Origin of the sequence: Saccharospirillum sp., from assembly GCF_039982735.1 — a bacterium.
Taxonomy (GTDB): Bacteria; Pseudomonadota; Gammaproteobacteria; order Pseudomonadales; family Natronospirillaceae; genus Saccharospirillum.
On sequence record NZ_JBDWXV010000017.1, the window covers coordinates 168563 to 186850 of the forward strand.

Here is an 18288-nt window from a genome sequence, read left to right on the forward strand (position 1 = left end):
CTCAGTCTTCTCTCTTGAAAGCGCCGGTGGCATACAGCTGGATCATGCTGACGATGAAGATAATCAGCAGCAAGATGATCCCGACGGCGGCACCGAAGCCCATGTCATTGTTGCGAATACCCTGCTGGTAGATGTAGCGCACGACGGTCAGGCCGATGTAACCGGGCGAACTGGTTTCCCACAGCACATAACTTTCCTCGAACATACGGAAGCCATTGATGATGGAAATGGTCACCAGGAAAACGATGATTGGTTTGATGGCGGGCAAGGTGACGTACCGGAAGCGCTGCCAGGCATTGGCACCGTCCATTTGCGAGGCTTCCTCCAGGTCTTTGTTAACGGTTTGCAGGGCAGCCAGAAAATAGATGATGTTTACACCCATCCAGCGCCAGGACGCCATGGCAACCATCAAGAACATGGCAGTGGCACTGCCATATCGCCAGTCGAGCGCTGATGCTCCGAACAGCGACAGGAATTGATTCGCCAGAGCCTGGTCGGATTCACCGAAGATCAGTCGGAACACTGTACCAGCAACCACGACGGACGTCAGTGCCGGAATGAAGATGGCCGCGCGGAAAAAGTTGCTGAACCGGGTCAGTCGATGGTTGAGCATCAGTGCGAGAATCAGGGGAATGACAGTCAAAATAACCACGGTCAGTAACACGTAGACAGAGGTATTCTGCAGTGCCCGGAAGAAGACCGGGTTGAAGACACGCTCGTAATTGTCGAGCCCGACAAAAAATACCTGCCCCGGCAAGACGCGCTCGAAACTCATTTTTACGGCGCTGATGAAGGGATACAGATACAGGATCAAAATCGAAATAATGAAGGGCGATATAAACAAGTAGGGCGCAATTTTCCGGGAATAGAGAAAACTGTAACGAACCTTGGTTTGCGGCTCGCGCTTAGCCTGCCCGGTTTGGGAAAAGAGGGTCATGGGACAGTTCTCCACACCTGAAGCCAAAAATACCTCCAGGCGGGTACCAAGAGTACCTGCCCGGAGCTTTTATCAAACACACATGACAGTGATTAACGCATCCGGTTGCGAATTTCGTCAGCGGCTTGCGTCAGCGCCTCTTCGGCCGACATGCTATCTGATCTCAGCGTGGAATAGAGCGTGTTGGTTTCAATAACCTGCTGTGCTGTTGGTGTCAGCTCGGTGATGTTAACCCCTGAAATCTCATCACGAATATCGAGCAGAATGTCGAAGATGTCGTCATGGAAATATTGGTAGTAGGCGTTGTCGGCCTGTACCGCTTCGGAGTCCCAAACATCGTGGCGCAACGGATCGAAGCCAAGCACGGTCCACAACCGGATATTGGCTTCTTCGGTCAGTTTGGCAAACGCCAGGAAGTCTTTCGACAGCTGCTCATCGACAGACTGGTTGGTGACCACAGTACCGGTTCCCCCCATGCCAGCAGAGCGGTTACCGCCCTCTTCCCAGCGCGGCAACGGACGAATCTGCATTTTGCCATCAAGATCCGGCATGTTGTCGAGGAAGCGACCCATGTACCACATCGGCATCATCACTGAGGCGGCACCGCCGTTGTTCATATAGCCAAAGAACTCTTCTGAGTGATGATCGCCACCGGGAGCGGGAACGGCGATTTCCTGCTCGTAGATCATGTCCTGCATAAATTGCAGCGTGTCGATGTTGGTCTGGTTATCGAGGGTGACACTGCCGTCTTCACCGAAAATGTCGGAACCCTGCTGACTGATCATGATCCAGAAGCTGAAGATGTCGCCCGACTCAAAGGTTGTCATGACGGCGTCGGTGTTTTCAACGACCTGCTCTCCGGCTGCGGCGTAATCATCCCAGGTTTCAATGCTGTCGATGTCGACACCCGCCTGGTCCATGATCTCTTCGTTGTAATACATGACCGACGCGCCGACGTGGTAGTCCACACCGTAGTAGCTGCCGTCTTTCGAATAGATATCGAACCGGGACTTGACCATGTCGTCGAGCACGGGCTCAACCACATCGTTCAGTGGCACCAGCGGGACATCGCCCTGTAGGTAGTTGGAGATCTGACGAATCTCGATATCAGCCAAATCTGGCGCACCCCGGCCCGATTGCAGTGCCAGCAACAAATTGCTGTGCATCTGATCGTATGGGTAAACCTCGGCGTTCATGTCGATGGCGCGGTTGGGGTTCGCTTCGTTCCAACGCTCGGTGGCGTCTTCAAAGAAGGTGGCGTGAGCTTGCTGGAAGGTCCAGAAAGTCAGAGTTGTCGGGTCGCTTTCTGCCATCACGATTTGTGGCGCTGTTAGTGCCACAGCACTGGCGGCAAAGGCCAGAATGGACTTGTTCATGGTCAGGCTTCCTGTCTTGTTATTGTGGAAATCGGAGAGTTGAACTCTCAAGCCATTTTATTTGTCCTATAATATTAAGATAGGATATTTAGAGACTAGACAGTCTCCAACTAGCTGTCAACTATTCTCGATTGGATAAAAACGGGCTGAACTTCCGGGTATTCAGACATCACACAGGAAGGCAGGCAGGCGGGACCGGCCGCTGCTAGGCGAGCATCGGCACGGTGCACATGTTGGAAAGACAGGAAAAGGATGGATGGCGACGGAGAACTGAACGCCTTTACGCTTCAGTCAGCGCAGGTCTGGTTACCGGGGATGTCAGTTAACCGACTTCTCCAGCTCCTGCTCAATAAAGGTAAGAGCTTCGTCGATCAGCAGATGCATGCGTTGCTTGGCCAACTCTGCATCGCCAGCGGCGATGGCGTCATAGACCAATGAGTGATCCTGCACTACGCCGCGCGGGTTGCTCTTGATCACGTTGGTGTGGCGGATACTGACGTTCAGTGCCGTGCGGGTGAAATCACGCATGCGAATGAAAAACCGGTTTTCGCTGGCATAAAGAATACTGATGTGAAAATCGATATCGGCTTCAAGTGCCTGCTCCGGGCTGCCGGATTTAGCCTGGTCCATCCGCTCCAGTGCTTCACGGATCGCCGCGAGTCGTTCCGGGCGAGCGTTTTGGGCCGCCAGCGCTGCAGCGGCTGGCTCAATGGCTATGCGCATTTGCAAAAATTCTTTCAGCACTCGCATAGACGGATTACTTTCAAGCGACCAGCGCAGCAGATCGGAATCCAGAATGTTCCATTCCTCTTCCGGAAGGATGCGAATGCCCTGTCGCTGTCGACTGGAGATAAGCCCCTTGGCCGACAGCATTTTAACCGCTTCACGCACCGCAGTCCGGCTGACACCAAAGCTTTCACACAGCACCGCTTCGCTGGGCAGGCTTTCATTGGCGTTAAACTCGCCGCAGACAATCGACCGGCCCAATTCCTGGGTCATGCGTTGGGAAAGACTAAGATTTCGCTCTAGAACGGCCATGCACTAAACTCTTCTCTAGCCCAGCTCGGTTACCGGGTCGATCATCGGTGAACGGGCATCAAAGCCCAACCATTTATGCTATTATATCATATAAACAGCAACGGCCTACAGTATCGCTCCATAATCAGGACTTTTCCAGTCGATGCCTGCTGTAATACGCACGACCGAGCCCGATCAGACCGGATCGATGTAACTGCGCTGACAATCAGGGTGTTTGGCGCGACGCCTAAAAAGACAGACACCCCGGGCCTGTAGCGGGTCCGGGGTGTATCAGGGGGAGGATTTTTGCAGGGTATCAGCCCTGGGGGCCTGCGGCTTTAATGGCGTCGGAGACGTCATACTTGGCAAAGTTCTGTGTGAACTCTTCAATCAACGCAGCGGCTTTGGCGTCGTAGGCGGCCGGATCAGCCCAGGTATTGCGTGGAACCAGCAGTTCGTCATCAACACCGGGGACAGCCACAGGCACATCGAGGTTCAGGCCATCGATATGCCGGGTTTCAACATTGGCCAGTTCACCATTGGTGATCGCCGTGATCACCGCCCGGGTGACCGGAATGCTGAACCGCTTGCCTTCGCCGTAGGCGCCACCGGTCCAGCCGGTATTGACCAGGTAGACATCCGTTCCGGCCGACTCGACCCGCTTCATCAGCAGCTCGGCGTAAACACCGGCCGGGCGTGGGAAGAAAGGCGCACCAAAGCAGGTGGAAAAGGTTGTCTTGATGCCCTTGCCTGCCCCCATTTCGGTTGAACCGACCAGTGCGGTATAGCCACTGAGAAAGTGGTAGGCAGCCGCTTCCTTGCTCAGTTTGGACACGGGCGGCAACACACCATTCAAATCACACGTCAGGAACACCACAGCATTGGGTTCATCGCCCTGGTTGCTCAACTGGCGTTTTTCGATGTGTTCCAGCGGGTAGGCGGCGCGGGAGTTCTGGGTCAGGCTGTCGTCGGTGTAATCCGGCGCGCGCTGATCGTCGAGCACCACGTTTTCCAGAATGGTACCGAAGCGAATCGCTTTCCAGATCAGTGGTTCGTTTTTCTCGGTCAGGTCGATGCACTTGGCATAGCAGCCGCCTTCAATGTTGAACACCACACCCGGGCCCCAGCCGTGTTCATCATCGCCGATAAGAAAGCGCTCCGGGTCGGCGCTGAGCGTGGTTTTACCGGTGCCGGACAAACCAAAGAACAGGGTGGTCTTGCCATCGTCACCGACGTTGGCCGAGCAGTGCATTGGCAGCACATCCTGAGCGGGCAACAAAAAGTTTTGCACCGAGAACATGGCTTTCTTCATTTCACCGGCGTAGTACAAACCGGCGATCAGCACCTTACGTTGCTCAAAATTGATGATGCAGGCAGAGTCACTGGCCGTGCCATCTCGCTCGGGGTTGCAGACGAAACTGGGGACGTTCAAGACCTGCCAGCTGTCTTTGCTCTGCGCGTTCCACTCGTCTGCCACAATAAAGAGGTTGCGGGCGAACACCTGATGCCAAGCCAGTTCGGTGGTTACGCTAATTGGCACGCTGTGCTTAGCGGCTGAACCGACTTCCAGATGACCCACGAAATGTTCACGATCGGCCAGGTGGTCGCTGACGCGTTGCCACAGGGCATCAAACCGGGCTGAATCAAAGGCGCGGTTGACCGCCCCCCATTCTATTTCATCCTGGCTACCAGCTTCTTTGACGATAAAGCGGTCTTTCGGAGAGCGGCCGGTGCGCTCACCGGTTCGGGCGACAAAGGCCCCGTTATTGGCAAACTCACCTTCTTCGCGGCGGACAGCAAACTCCAGCAACAGCGGGGTGCTCAGGTCCACGTGGGCGTGAGGGGAAAAAGCGGCCATTAGCGGTTATCTCCTTAATGGGGGGGGATTGTCCAGCGGATCGTTATAGTTGGTATGTGTTGATAGTTGCAGGGAGTGTACTGCCCACTGACACTGGCAAGAAACGTTATTTCGTCAATAATTTTCTGACAAGCGACACGGTCACAAATTCTGCTGAAAGAAAACGACATCCAGCCCATCCGGTCAGTTTTTGATATGCCCGTCGTATCCCTCAGCCATTGCGCCGCTCTGGCGCACGAACTGGCGCTTTGTGTGCATTGATTGAGCATTGATGCAGGAATCGATGGAAAGAATGATCAATAATCGGGCAATCAACCCGGTTTTCGGGCATCAGGACGAGGCGAAGTTTTGTCAGGCGAGACCGGCCAAATGTTGTTAAGTTACAAGATTACCCGGCATCTGAAGCTGTTTTGGTAATTCGATTTCATTGATGTTTTTTTTGAAACACTGTGTTCACTGGTATCGATCGGCACCCAATGGGGAGCACCGAAAAGAAACGGCCATCCACCCCGGTCGTGGCTAATGAGTTTTCCAGACCAGAATGTATATCCACATGCGTCCACAGACAGCGGCAGTTCATCCAGATGCGTGCTGACAACAGGTCCCAGCTCCGGTATGACCCTTTCAAATCGGGCGACTGCCATACTGGCTTTCGGGCTTGCGCGGCGGGTCTGCTCGCTTCCCGCGTTCGACCTGCTCTACCTTGCCGCCCGCCTTCAGAAAGGCTTCGACCTCACCGGCCATTTGCGACCGCAGTGCTTCCCGGTCGGCCAACTGGCGTTCTGCATCTGTCTGTTCCGGCACCAACTTGCCCGACTTGTTTTTATCACTCACCTTGCGTCCCCTTTTCGCACGGATTAGCAGGCGTTTCCGTCGTTAAGGCATCGCTTGATGACGCCTCCCGGCAACGACTCCCAAAATCACACACCGTTCTTTTATAAACCAATTTGGGTGTTTCGCAAACAAAATCGCACAAAGCGTAACCTATTTGGTTAGCCACAGCCGCTATGAATCCGACCAGTCCGTTGAATCATTGAACAGAGGCCTTAGCTCACGCGCAAAGCGCCGACTGACGGTGACCGGTTCGTCCAGCCCGCGTACGTTCAGCCAAATACCGCCCTGGGCATCCCGCGACAGCTTTTCCAGCCGGCTTTTGGGAACCAGGGTGGTCCGGTGCACACGCACCAGATGTTCGGGAAAGCGTTCTTCGAGCTGTTTCAGGCTGTAATCGCATAACCGCTCACCCTGACGGCACTGAGCAACAACGTACTTCTGGTCGGCACGAAAACAATAGACATCGTTCAACGGGATACGCTCTTTACCGCGACCGGTTTGTAAAGCTATTACCGGGCCGATATCCGCTCCGCTCAGGGCGGTCAGTTGTGCCCGGTTCAACTGACTGGCCTGGGCCAGCACCTGATGCAGATCGGCCGCCTTTACCGGCTTCATCAGGTAGGAGACGGCCTGAACCTGAAACGCTTCGAGAGCGTAATCATCGTAAGCGGTACAAAAGACGATGGCCGGCGGGTTCGGCTGCTGCGACCATTCAGCCGCCAACTCCAACCCACTGAGCCCTGGCATGCGAATGTCGAGCAGCACCAGGTCGGCCGGATCATCCGTTTGCCGACGCAAGGCCTCCTGACCATTAGCGGCGGTGACGCATTGCGTCACGCTGTCTTCCGACTGCAATAGCCTGAGCAGGCGCTCCCGGGCCAGTGGCTCATCGTCTACGATCATGACTTTCAAGGGTTGCTCCTGTCGTTCCCGCGTGCCAGCAAGGTGGCGGGCAAGGTTAAACGAACCCGATAGGTTCGCTCATCGGCCGCCGCATAGAGTTTGGCGGCATCCCCATATAAGGTGGCCAGACGATGGCGAATGTTTTCCAGCGCAACCTGATTTCCCCGGGGAGTTCGGCGTCGCTCCGCCCCCTGATCAACGTTGGGTTCCGGCACCGCCGGCGACCTGACCAGCGGGTTTTCAATCTCAATAATCAGTTGGCGGCTTTTCTCCCGGCACCGAATCAGTAACTGGCCACCGTTAACGCTCGGGGCTATGCCGTGCACTATGGCGTTTTCAATCAGTGGCTGCAGAATCAGCACCGGAACCGACCACCGCGCCGTCGGCCGCGGCGTCTGCCATACCACGGTCAGGCGGTCACCCAACCGCCACTGCTCCAGCGAGAGATAACCATCGACCAGCGTCAGTTCATCGCTCAGGCTCCAGAACGTGGTGGCTTCTTTCAGGCTGGCCCGAAACAGCCGGGATAAATCTTCGATCGCCTGTTCGGCCGCCTCGGGGCGGGTCGCAATCAATTCCGCAATGGTGTTCAGGCTATTAAACAAAAAATGCGGACGAATGCGGTTTTGCAACGCTTCAATGCGCGCCGAAAGCTCCGCCCGGGAGCGATCCACCACCGCCTGTTGCAGTTGAAAATAGCGCAGCAACAAGGCCGCAATGATGGCCGTCGCTGCGGTGTGGCGCAGCACCGACACCGGGTCGATCGCGGCCCATCCCCCCAAGACAACCACACTGCCAACCACACTGACCACAAACCCCACCCCCGATACCGTCGAGAATGCGACCAGCCACCCCAGCCACAGCGGGCTGCGGGCCAGCCAGCGGCGCAACCGGCACAACAGTGCCGCCGAGGGCAATACTATCCATTGCACGGTCAGGCTCATTGCACCCAGTTGAATCCAGTCGATGCCCGACTGCAGCAGCACCCACACCAGCACCAGCAATTCCGACACCAGTACCAGAAAAAATACCGAAGTGGCGGTACACAAGTCGGGCAGCACCAGGGAAGGCTGATGGGTTGTAAAAGCGGGGGGCTTCGCTGGCTTCAAGTACGCAACCTGCCTGTTAATCTGCTTGAGACGAGAGGCTCAGTGTCTCCCGTGCGGATGCAGGGATCAAGCCAGCAAGCCACCAGGGAGCCTCTGAGTAACTGCTCCTGGGTTCTGGAGGAGTTGTTCAAAGGCTCCCTAGACCATAGCCAACGCCTGCCAAGCCGATATAATGCCCCTTCACTGTGCCCAAGGAACCCTGTAATCATGTCTGATGACCACGCTCAAAGCACCAATGCCGCCTGGGGTGGCCGTTTTGCCGAAGCAACCGATGCGTTTGTGGCCGAGTTTACCGCCTCCATTCAATTCGATCAGCGTCTGTACCGACATGACATTCAGGGTTCCGTCGCTCATGCGACCATGCTGTCTGAAGTCGGAGTGCTGACTGCTGACGAATGCGAACAGATCGTGAATGGCCTTAAGGCCGTTCAGGCAGACATCGAATCCGGCCAGCAGGTCTGGTCGGTGGCGCTGGAAGACGTGCACATGAACGTCGAGTCGGCCCTGACCGCCAAGATCGGGCCGGTTGGCAAAAAGCTGCACACCGGCCGCAGCCGGAACGACCAGGTAGCCACCGATATCCGGCTGTACCTGCGCGAAGCCATCGATGGCCTGAGCGCCGAACTGACCCGGTTGCAGCTCGGTCTGGTCACCCTGGCCACGAACGAAGCCGATACCATCATGCCCGGCTTTACCCACCTGCAAACGGCTCAGCCGATCACCTTTGGTCACCACCTGCTGGCCTGGAATGAAATGCTGCAACGGGATTTCGAACGCCTGCAGGATTGCCGCAAACGGGTAAACATACTGCCACTCGGTGCCGCAGCGCTGGCGGGCACCACCTTTCCGATCAACCGTGAGCGCACCGCCGAGTTGCTGGGCTTTGATCGCGCCTCCGAGAACTCGCTCGATTCGGTCTCGGACCGTGACTTTGCCATCGAATTCACTCACTGGGCGTCGCTGACGATGATGCATCTGTCGCGCATGTCGGAAGAGCTGGTGTTATGGGCCTCGGCCCAGTTCGATTTCATCAACCTGCCAGACCGCTTCTGCACTGGCTCCAGCATCATGCCGCAGAAGAAGAACCCCGATGTACCGGAACTGGTGCGCGGTAAAACAGGCCGGGTTTATGGTCACCTGATGAGTCTGCTGACGCTGATGAAAAGCCAACCGCTGGCCTACAACAAAGACAATCAGGAAGACAAGGAACCGCTGTTCGATACCATCGATACCCTCGCGGGCAGCTTGCGTGCCTTCGCCGACATGGTGCCTCACATTGAAGCCAAGCCCGCTGTCATGAAAGCAGCGGCGCTGCGTGGGTACAGCACCGCGACAGACCTGGCGGATTATCTGGTGAAGAAAGGCATGGCGTTTCGCGATGCGCACGAGGTGGTTGGCAAGAGCGTGGCCTACGGCCTGGCGCAGGGTAAAGACCTGAGTGAAATGACGCTTGAAGAGCTGACCCCGTTCAGCGACACCATCACCGCCGACGTGTTCGATGTGCTGACGCTGGAAGGCTCGGTTGCGGCTCGCGACCACCTGGGTGGCACAGCGCCCAATCAGGTTCGGGCAGCGGCGGCACGGGCCGGTGTTCTGCTAGCCAACCGATAATGACGATGGACGACTATCACCACTCCAGGGAGCGGTGATAGTCGTCCAGCCATTCGGTCATATCAGCCGCGGCCAATGGTCTGGCAAAGTAGTACCCCTGCAATGAATCAATGCCCAGGCGCACCAGTTCGTGAAAGGTGGCCTCGTTCTCTACCCCTTCCCCGACGGTTTTCAGACCCAGGTTATGCGCCATGGTAATGGTCGACTCGACGATGACTCTGTCTTGCGAGTCCACCAGCAAATCATCGATGAAACTCTTGTCTATTTTCAGTGCCTGAATCGGCAGTGACTTCAAGTACGCCAACGATGAATAACCGGTGCCAAAGTCATCCACCTCAACCCCAACGCCCAGGCCAGCCAGCTGATTGATGATCGTTATGGCGCGCACCGGATCTGACAGCAGAGTGCTTTCGGTCAACTCCAGCACCAGCGCCGAGCCCGGTAGGTTGTACTTTGCCAGCAACTGCCCGATTTGCCCTGGTAATGCCTGATCGAGCAACACGCGTGCCGACAGGTTAACGGCCACATAACGGTCAGGATGCTTGCGACGCCAGTGAACAATTTGCGCCATGCATTGTTCCAGTACAAAGCGGGTAATCAGCCGAATGCCCTGCCCCATTTCGGCCAGCGGTATGAATTCCGCCGGAGACAGGGGCCCCAGTTCCGGATGCTGCCAGCGAACCAGCCCTTCAAAGCCGGCGACGCCACCCGTGGCCGCACTGATGATTGGCTGGTAGGCCACCCACAGTTGGCCCGCACCAATCGCCACTTCCAATTCAGACAATACCGCAATGCGCTGGGGGGTGTGGGCATCAAGGTGCGAATCAAACACCACCACCGACTCGTTGTTGGCTTTGGCCGCGTACATGGCCACATCGGCGCAGCGCAATAGTTCATGACCATCCTGACCCTGATCGGGGTAATGTGCCAGGCCGATGCTGGCCTCAACCTGCAGTTGCATGGCGTCGATCTGGTAGGGCTCACGCAAACACAGGGCCATGCGTTCGGCAACGGCCAGGGCTTCCTGCTGGCTGACATCGGGCAGCAACACCGCAAATTCATCGCCACCGAGCCGGGCGATGTTATGGCTGGTTCGCCATTCCAGCATGCGCTGAATGCGTGGCCCGATTTCACACAACAAGCGGTCGCCAAAATGGTGGCCCAGGGTATCGTTAATCTCCTTGAAGCGGTTCAGGTCGAACAATAACAGGCTAGCGCTCTGATCCGGCTGTTGTCCGAGTGTCTGGCTGATCCACTGGTGTAGCTGAGAGCGGTTCCCCAACCCGGTCAGGCTGTCGTGCATCGCCTGGTTGCGCAGATTCTTCCGCTGCATCAGGTTATCGAACGAAAGATTCAGGGTTTGAGCCAGCATCGACAGAAAATCGAGATCGTTCAAAATCAGGTCGTCACCGAGAATGGCCAGACCCGCGACAGCCTGGTTATCCACCACCAGCGGGACATAAAACCACTGGCTAGTGTCTGAGCCCCAACTGATGTGACGGGTAGCAAGCGCCTGCTGCAGGGGTTCACTGTGCTCCTGGAAGTGGGTGCGTAGTTCTGGCTTGAGGCTGCTCGCATACCAGAACTCGCTGTCCGGCTGGTAGCAGGCAACCTGGGACAAGCCAACCTTCTGAGTCAGAGCCGTGCAACTGGACACCAGAAAATCACGAACGCTGCTCTGGCGTTCCAGCCGCGTGGCAACATCAACCAGCCCCCGCAGACGCTGCTGCCGCCGGTTCATTAACTGGTGTTGTTCGCGCAGCGAGGCTTCAGCGCTCAACCGGTCGCTTATGTCATCGAAGGAGAGCATCACACCTTCAGTCAGGTTGCCGCTGACTCTGAATGAATGCACTACCATGGTGCGAACTGACCCACCGAGTGTTTGCAATTGCCACTGGCTTTGCCGCGCTTTCGCATCGCTGGCCTGTTCGATAAACGCCAGAAAGGCGGGCCAGGTCTCGTAGCCCTCGGGCTGGTGATCCGGCAGGATGGAAGGCAACTGCAGCCCATCCAATTCATCGCTCACCCCGAACAGGCTGGCAGCCGACCGGTTGATGTTGATCACCCGGCCTTGCAAGTCGACGATCATTGAGGCCTGAACGGCGGTCTCGAAAAATGCGCGGTAACGCGCCTCGCTTTCCTGCAACCGACCCTCAAGCCCGAGACGTTCAATCTCAGTCACTGCCCGCTCGGTATAAAGTTCGAGTACCCGGAACAACGCTGAATCGACCTCCAGCGGCTCGTCATGGTCGATGACCAGTATGCCCACCCAGCGGCCGCGCCGGTTGTCGAGCCGGAAGGCTTCGAGATGAACCATGGTATCGAGAATCGGCCATTGGTGACGGTCTGCCGCGGTGAGGCTTTTCACCAGGTGTGACTGACTGGCGAGCGGGGCCAGTAGACTGTCTGTTAGGCGCATGCTGTAGCAGGGCTGCATCAGGCCGTCCAAAATCGAAACCAGGCAATCCAGGTGCTGGTCGTCGTTAACCTGAAACAGGCTCACTTGCCGGCAATCGAGCAACAGAGCCAGACGCCGGCACAGATGCTCAATAAAATCCTGTCCGGTGGCAACAGCAACGTCGGCATTCAGCCGGGCCAGCACTTTGTCGAGCCGGGCGTTGTGCTTTTCGATGCGCACCGGGGCGTGGGTATCCACCAGAGACCCCAGGCAGACAATGTGTTCGCTATCCTGCCGGATGAAATTGGTGCGCTCTTCGACCCAGATGTAACCCTGCTCCCGGTGTTTGATTCGGTAAGTCATGAAGATAGGCGACAGCATGGCCCGACACCGGTCGTATTCGGCACCCACTCGCCGACGGTCGCTGGGGTGAATCATCTGATACAAGTAGCGCTTGGGGTTCTCACCCAGAAAATCGTTAGGCGGGTGACCCGTCAATTGTTCGACCGACTCGGACACATAATTCAGCGCCCAGAGGTCTTTTTGCTCACCCCGCGATTCCGCCTCATATAGCACCAGTGGTGCATGTTTCAACCAGGTTGAGGGATCTAAAAGGCGCGGGGCCGAGTCATTTCCGACCCTGGAATGTGCGGTTTTTCCCTTAAAAGGCATGGGTGACAGGCTTTTATGATCTGAATACTGCCAGTTTAGTCAGTCAACTCGGATTTGACGAACTCGAACGACAGATTTCATTGTATCCGGGAAGAAAGATGATAAGGCAGGCAGCGAAAAGGCTGAGAAACGAGAAGTGCATCACAAAAAACGCAGCCCGGAGGCTGCGCAAAGAGAACTCACCATGATTCGGTCGAATTGACTTACAGACGAGCCTCGGTCTGTTCGTCAAAAAACACCGCTTTACTCATATTGAACAGCAGCTCCATCGATTCACCGACTTTACCTGCCTCCTGGGGGTGTACCCGGCACTCACATTCCTGGTCATTAATCCGTGCCAGAACCAGGGTATCAGCACCGGTTGGCTCGGTGACTTCGATCTTCACCGGTACCTGAGTGATGTACTGTTCGGCCACCAGGTGCGGCATTACATGGGTGATTTGCTCGGGGCGAATGCCCAACACCACGGTCTTGCCCACATAACTGCTCAGATCGGCCTGCTTGGGGTCGACCGGCAACTGGAAGATCGTGCCCTGAGATTCGATTTGAACGGCGTAGTCTTTCTCCTGTTTGGTGACTTCACAGCGCAGGAAGTTCATCGACGGTGAGCCCATGAAACCGGCCACAAACATGTTGGCCGGGTCATCGTAGACTTCCTGAGGTGTACCGAACTGCTGCACGATACCGCCTTTCATAACCGCAATGCGGTCGGCCAGCGTCATCGCTTCGATCTGATCGTGGGTTACATACACAATGGTGGTGCCCAGACGCTGGTGCAGCTTTTTCATTTCGGTGCGCATTTCCACGCGCAATTTGGCATCCAGGTTCGACAGGGGCTCGTCAAACAGATAGATCTTGGGGCGGCGTGCCAGTGCCCGGCCCATCGCCACACGCTGGCGCTGACCACCGGATAACTGAGACGGCTTGCGGTCAAGCAGCGGCTCGATCTGCAGCAGCTTAGCAACCCGTGCCACTTCTTCGGCGATTTCAGCCTTGGGCATCTTACGAATTTCCAGGCCGAAGGCGATGTTCTTGCGCACATTCATGTTCGGATACAGCGCGTAACTCTGAAACACCATGGCGATGTCACGATCTTTCGGTGCTTCGTACGTTACGTTGGTGTCACCCAGCAGAATGTCACCGGTGGTGACGTCTTCCAAACCGGCAATGCAGTTCAGCAGTGTGGATTTACCGCAGCCGGATGGCCCGACCAGAATGATGAACTCACCATCAGTCACATCCAGGCTGATGCCCTTCAGGATGTGCTCTTCACCAAAACTTTTGTAGACGTTGTCAATTTTCAGCTCAGCCATGTTCAGAACTCCCGTTAACCTTTTACAGAACCGGCCGTCAGACCGCGTACAAAATATTTACCGGCAACCACATAGACCACAATGGTCGGCAGTGCCGCGATGATGGCACCGGCCATATCCACGTTATATTGTTTCTCGCCCGTGGAGCTGTTCACCATGTTGTTCAGACCCACCGTCACTGGCTGGGTACTTGGATCGGAGAACACCACCCCGAACAGGAAGTCGTTCCAGATCTGGGTAAACTGCCAGATAACCGTAACCACTAGAATCGGCGCCGATAACGGCAGAATAATGCGGAAGAAAATGACCCAGAACCCGGCCCCGTCCAACTTGGCCGCTTTGACCAGTTCGTGTGGCAAATTGACGTAGTAGTTGCGGAAAAACAGCGTAGTAAAACTCACCCCGTAAACGACGTGCGTTAGAATCAGCCCCACCAGACTGCCCGATAAACCCAGCCAGCCAAGCAACTGCGATTGTGGCAACAGAATCGCCTGAAAAGGCAGGAAACAGCCGATCAGCAGTGCAGCAAAGAACAGCTCACTGCCCCGGAATTTCCAGAAACTCAGCACATAGCCGTTCAAGGCACCCAGAATGGTTGAGATCGCAACCGATGGAATCACCATCAGAATTGAATTGATGAAGTAAGGACGCAGGCCGCGTTCTTCGCGGGCACCAATCTGCACTTCGCTCCAGGCCATGGTCCAGGCGTCGAACGAGAACGTCTTGGGCCACTCAATTAACTGACCCATTCGTATTTCATCCATAGAGCGAAACGAGGTCACGATCATCAGGATCAGTGGTAGCAAATAATAGGCTGCCACAATAATCAGCACCGCATAAAGGACGGCCCGACCATTGATGTTGGCATAACTCGGATTCTTTGACTTAGCCATTTTTCGGAGTCCTCAGTTCGGAGTACAAATAGGGAACCAGTATCGCCAGAACCGTCATCAGCATGATGACCGCTGAGGCCGCACCAATACCAAGCTGACCGCGCTGGAAGGAAAACTGATACATAAAAATCGCAGGAACATCGGTTGAATTACCCGGTCCGCCGCCGGTTAACGCGATGACCAGGTCAAAGCTCTTGATCGCGATGTGCGCCAGCATGATAAACGCTGAGAAGAAGACCGGGCGCATTGAAGGAATAATGATGCGGGTATAGACCGCGAACAAATTAGCACCGTCTAGCTGTGCTGCTTTGATGATCGACGTATCAATACCACGCAGGCCAGCCAGAAAAATAGCCATCACAAAGCCGCTGGCTTGCCAGACACCGGCAATAACAACCGTGTAGATCGCCATATCGGGGTCGATAATCCAGTCAAAAATAAAACTGTCCCAACCCAGACTGATTACAAATTTTTCAATGCCCACCGTGGGGTTGAGCAACCACTTCCATACCGTACCAGTCACAATGAACGACAACGCCATGGGGTACAGGTAAATGGTTCGGATCGCCCCTTCAGCCCGGATGTTCTGGTCTAGCAGGATAGCCATGACCAGGCCGACCACCATGCAAATACCAATGAACAACACACCAAAGACCACCAGGTTCCACATGGCGTTCAACCAGCGCGGGTTCATAAACAACCGCACGTACTGATCAAACCCCACCAGATCGTAACTGGGCAGGAAGCTGGAATTGGTAAATGAGATAAAGGTGGTCCACAGCACAAAGCCATAAAAGAACACCAGCGCAATAACCAGAGTTGGCGAAACAACGAGTTTCGGCAACCAGTAGTCAATGCCCTTCTTGCGTGATACCGACATAGGTTTTCCGTCCGTTCAGTAAGGAGACTCTGAATAGCTCAGCAGTGAGACTGGGCCATTAAGAGATTCCCTCAATACCTGTTTGCGTTTGAATGCCACCTGATACCTTGTGAGACAGGCACCACAAACCAACCCGGGGCCTCTTGTGGCATTGTTGTTCCCGGAGAAAGTGAGGGTCAGGCAGATTAACTGTATCTGTGATTTCGAGTTTTGCCAGAATCGGCCCGCTACCCGGAGGCGCGGGCCAAAAGTCGGTCAGCACGGCTGGAACGCCGTCCTGACCAGGCCATGCCCTTACTGGGCAGCGCGTACTGCGCGAGCCAGACGAGTCGCTCCGTCTTCGGCACTCATGTCAGAGTTAAAGAACTCGGTAACGGTGTCGTAGATAGCACCCTGAATGGTTGAGGTCGTTGACATGCCATGAGCCATGGAAGGCACCAGGCCTTCGCCAGACGCTGCGGTGCTTTTGAAGGTTTCCATAGAAGCCAGTGCGCAGTCGTCAAACTTGCCCATGTCGAGGTCGGTACGAGCCGGAATGGAACCCTTGTTCAGGTTAAAGGTTTCCTGGAAGCTCGGTGACAATACCAGTTCAGCCATCGTCATCTGGGCTTCTGCATTAGCGGCGGTGCGCTGCTTGAACATGGCCAGTGAGTCGATGTTGAAGGTAAAGGCATCAGCGGTACCCGGGAACGGCGCGCAGATGTAGTCTTCACCCGGGGTCATGTTGGCGGCGGTGAATTCACCTTTCGCCCAGTCGCCCATGAACTGCATGGCCGCTTCGCCACGGATAACCATGGAGGTTGCCACGTTCCAGTCACGACCCGGGGCACCTCGGTCGATGTAGTCGTTCACCTTACGGAACTCTTCAAAGGCTTCAACCATGGTGTCGGACTCGAGTGCAGCCTGATCCATCTCAACGAAGACGTCGTTGAAGAAGTCAGCGCCGCCAACAGCCAGCACGATGCTTTCGAACGTAGTTGCGTCCTGCCATGGCTGGCCACCGTGAGCAATCGGCGTTACACCAGCTGCCTGAAGCTCTTCAGCGGCGGCCCACAGTTCGTCCAGGTTAGTCGGGATATCAACGCCGGCATCGGCGAAAACGGCTGGGTTGGCCCACATCCAGTTTACGCGGTGTACGTTAACCGGTGCTGCAACGTAGTCACCATCGTGCTTCATGACGTCAGCGACAACAGAAGGCAGAACGGCGTCCCAGTTGTTTTCGTCTGCAACGTCATCAAGGCTGGCCAGGAAGCCGAGATCGCCCCACTCCTGAATTTCCAGACCCTTGATCTGTGCAGCCGCTGGCGGGTTGCCCGACACAGCGCGCGAACGCAGTACGGTATAAGCGTTTTCACCGCCACCACCGGCAACCGCGAAGTCAGTCCAGGTGTGACCTGCGTCTTCAACCATTTCTTTCAGAACCGCGATAGAGCGGGCTTCGCCACCGGAAGTCCACCAGTGCAATACTTCAACTTCGCCGGCCTGGGCTGAAACGGCCATTGTGCCGCCCATTGCCATCGCGATCAGAGATTTTTTGAACATCATGGTCTCAGTCCTTCTGTTTGTTGTTTTGGTCTTACTGTCTTCAGTTTTGATGATTCCATCGTTGCGCAGGTCTCGGCTTGAGCCCTGTCAAACATCGGGTTACCCGACTTCAACGGTGAATCAATGAACAAAGCTGTGAACTCGCACCTGCAACGATCATTGATCGGATTGCACAGTACGATTGCCACAGCCTTACTCTAGTCAGCCCGGTTGTCCGAGTAACGTCTCTAACAGCAACCTAGCGTAACAAAACCTAACAGCGGTCTGGCTAGGCGATGTGTTACCTCTGTTACCAGAGGTGACACCCAGAAAAGCACGCTTTAGAAAAGGCCAATTGTTCAGGGTGAAGAATGAAAGAGGTCGGCGGGAAAGTAACATTGGCCCGCTGAACGCGAGCCTGCGAATGTAACAAAGCTGTTACATTGGTGTCGTTGGAGACAGCCAGAGTCAGTGGGTTTCAGTCCAAAACTGCGCGCACAGCAGGGCAACCGACTGCAAACCTTCAATATCGGCTTCGGTAAAGGCATCCAGTTGATCGCTGTCAACGTCCAGTACCGCCACGACGTCATCGTCCACCATCACCGGCACGACAACTTCAGAGCGCGACAGACTGCTACAGGCAATGTGTCCGGGAAAGGCATCGACATCCGGCACCCACTGGCTGGTAGCTTCGGCCCATGCGGCGCCACAGACGCCCTGGCCATGCTCAATGCGGGTACAGGCGATATCGCCCTGGAAAGGCCCCAGCACCAGCTGATCATCTTTTACCAGGTAAAAGCCGACCCAGAAGAATCCGAAAGTCTGGCGTAGGGCCGCGGCGAGATTGGCCAGGTTTGCCGTGCGATCGGGCTCGCCCTGCACCAGGCCCTGAAGCTGAGGCATCAACTCGGCATATTGCGTTCGACGGTCGCCCGTCGGTGTCAGTGTGAGGGTGTCGGCCAA

The 18288-nt window shown here is 55.8% G+C and carries 14 protein-coding genes; 1 reads left to right on the top strand and 13 read right to left on the bottom strand.

Annotated features, from left to right (window positions below; genetic code table 11):
- Position 1: 1 nt before the first annotated feature.
- The 7 genes from ABJT94_RS15215 to ABJT94_RS15245 all read right to left on the bottom strand — a co-directional run bounded on the left by ABJT94_RS15215 (position 2) and on the right by ABJT94_RS15245 (position 8034).
- Entirely contained in the window at positions 2-937 is a 936-nt protein-coding gene (locus ABJT94_RS15215) for a sugar ABC transporter permease (RefSeq protein WP_348477723.1), read from the bottom strand.
- Between the two features lie 92 nt (positions 938-1029).
- Positions 1030-2313, bottom strand: a complete 1284-nt coding sequence (locus ABJT94_RS15220; RefSeq protein ID WP_348477722.1) for an ABC transporter substrate-binding protein — start codon at positions 2311-2313, stop codon at positions 1030-1032.
- A gap of 318 nt (positions 2314-2631) precedes the next feature.
- On the bottom strand, positions 2632-3351 hold the full coding sequence (locus ABJT94_RS15225) for a FadR/GntR family transcriptional regulator (RefSeq protein WP_348477721.1): 720 nt from the start codon (positions 3349-3351) through the stop codon (positions 2632-2634).
- A gap of 295 nt (positions 3352-3646) precedes the next feature.
- A complete protein-coding gene (locus tag ABJT94_RS15230) occupies positions 3647-5188 on the bottom strand; it encodes a phosphoenolpyruvate carboxykinase (RefSeq protein ID WP_348477720.1) in 1542 nt (513 codons plus the stop codon).
- 624 nt (positions 5189-5812) lie between these two features.
- Positions 5813-6022, bottom strand: a complete 210-nt coding sequence (locus ABJT94_RS15235) for a hypothetical protein (protein ID WP_348477719.1) — start codon at positions 6020-6022, stop codon at positions 5813-5815.
- Between the two features lie 171 nt (positions 6023-6193).
- A complete protein-coding gene (locus ABJT94_RS15240; protein ID WP_348477749.1) occupies positions 6194-6925 on the bottom strand; it encodes a LytTR family DNA-binding domain-containing protein in 732 nt (243 codons plus the stop codon).
- A gap of 5 nt (positions 6926-6930) precedes the next feature.
- A complete protein-coding gene (locus ABJT94_RS15245; protein WP_348477718.1) occupies positions 6931-8034 on the bottom strand; it encodes a histidine kinase in 1104 nt (367 codons plus the stop codon).
- A 207-nt stretch (positions 8035-8241) separates the two neighbouring features.
- Here ABJT94_RS15245 and argH point away from each other — a divergent pair, with 207 nt between their 5' ends.
- Positions 8242-9645, top strand: a complete 1404-nt coding sequence (gene argH / locus ABJT94_RS15250; RefSeq protein WP_348477717.1) for an argininosuccinate lyase — start codon at positions 8242-8244, stop codon at positions 9643-9645.
- A 16-nt stretch (positions 9646-9661) separates the two neighbouring features.
- Here argH and ABJT94_RS15255 read toward each other — a convergent pair whose 3' ends face one another.
- From ABJT94_RS15255 to ABJT94_RS15280, 6 genes are all read right to left on the bottom strand, one after another.
- On the bottom strand, positions 9662-12637 hold the full coding sequence (locus ABJT94_RS15255; protein WP_348477716.1) for an EAL domain-containing protein: 2976 nt from the start codon (positions 12635-12637) through the stop codon (positions 9662-9664).
- A 281-nt stretch (positions 12638-12918) separates the two neighbouring features.
- Complete coding sequence (ugpC, locus tag ABJT94_RS15260; RefSeq protein WP_348477715.1) at positions 12919-14028, bottom strand: sn-glycerol-3-phosphate ABC transporter ATP-binding protein UgpC; 1110 nt, start codon at positions 14026-14028, stop codon at positions 12919-12921.
- A gap of 14 nt (positions 14029-14042) precedes the next feature.
- Positions 14043-14921: a carbohydrate ABC transporter permease gene (locus tag ABJT94_RS15265; RefSeq protein WP_348477714.1), complete on the bottom strand. Its 879-nt coding sequence runs from the start codon at positions 14919-14921 to the stop codon at positions 14043-14045.
- Positions 14914-15801, bottom strand: a complete 888-nt coding sequence (locus tag ABJT94_RS15270) for a sugar ABC transporter permease (RefSeq protein ID WP_348477713.1) — start codon at positions 15799-15801, stop codon at positions 14914-14916. Before ABJT94_RS15270 ends, ABJT94_RS15265 begins: the two co-directional genes overlap by 8 nt.
- 294 nt (positions 15802-16095) lie before the next feature.
- Positions 16096-17343 (bottom strand): ABC transporter substrate-binding protein, encoded by a 1248-nt coding sequence (locus ABJT94_RS15275; protein ID WP_348477748.1) that lies wholly within the window; start codon positions 17341-17343, stop codon positions 16096-16098.
- A 450-nt stretch (positions 17344-17793) separates the two neighbouring features.
- Complete coding sequence (locus ABJT94_RS15280; RefSeq protein ID WP_348477712.1) at positions 17794-18288, bottom strand: GAF domain-containing protein; 495 nt, start codon at positions 18286-18288, stop codon at positions 17794-17796.

Coding starts and splice junctions, on each gene's coding strand:
- ABJT94_RS15240 (WP_348477749.1), bottom strand. CDS start 6,925: ATGATCGTAGACGATGAGCCACTGGCCCGGGAGCGCCTGCTCAGGCTA.
- ABJT94_RS15225 (WP_348477721.1), bottom strand. CDS start 3,351: ATGGCCGTTCTAGAGCGAAATCTTAGTCTTTCCCAACGCATGACCCAG.
- ABJT94_RS15275 (WP_348477748.1), bottom strand. CDS start 17,343: ATGTTCAAAAAATCTCTGATCGCGATGGCAATGGGCGGCACAATGGCC.
- ABJT94_RS15230 (WP_348477720.1), bottom strand. CDS start 5,188: ATGGCCGCTTTTTCCCCTCACGCCCACGTGGACCTGAGCACCCCGCTG.
- ugpC (WP_348477715.1), bottom strand. CDS start 14,028: ATGGCTGAGCTGAAAATTGACAACGTCTACAAAAGTTTTGGTGAAGAG.
- argH (WP_348477717.1), top strand. CDS start 8,242: ATGTCTGATGACCACGCTCAAAGCACCAATGCCGCCTGGGGTGGCCGT.
- ABJT94_RS15265 (WP_348477714.1), bottom strand. CDS start 14,921: ATGGCTAAGTCAAAGAATCCGAGTTATGCCAACATCAATGGTCGGGCC.
- ABJT94_RS15220 (WP_348477722.1), bottom strand. CDS start 2,313: ATGAACAAGTCCATTCTGGCCTTTGCCGCCAGTGCTGTGGCACTAACA.
- ABJT94_RS15270 (WP_348477713.1), bottom strand. CDS start 15,801: ATGTCGGTATCACGCAAGAAGGGCATTGACTACTGGTTGCCGAAACTC.
- ABJT94_RS15215 (WP_348477723.1), bottom strand. CDS start 937: ATGACCCTCTTTTCCCAAACCGGGCAGGCTAAGCGCGAGCCGCAAACC.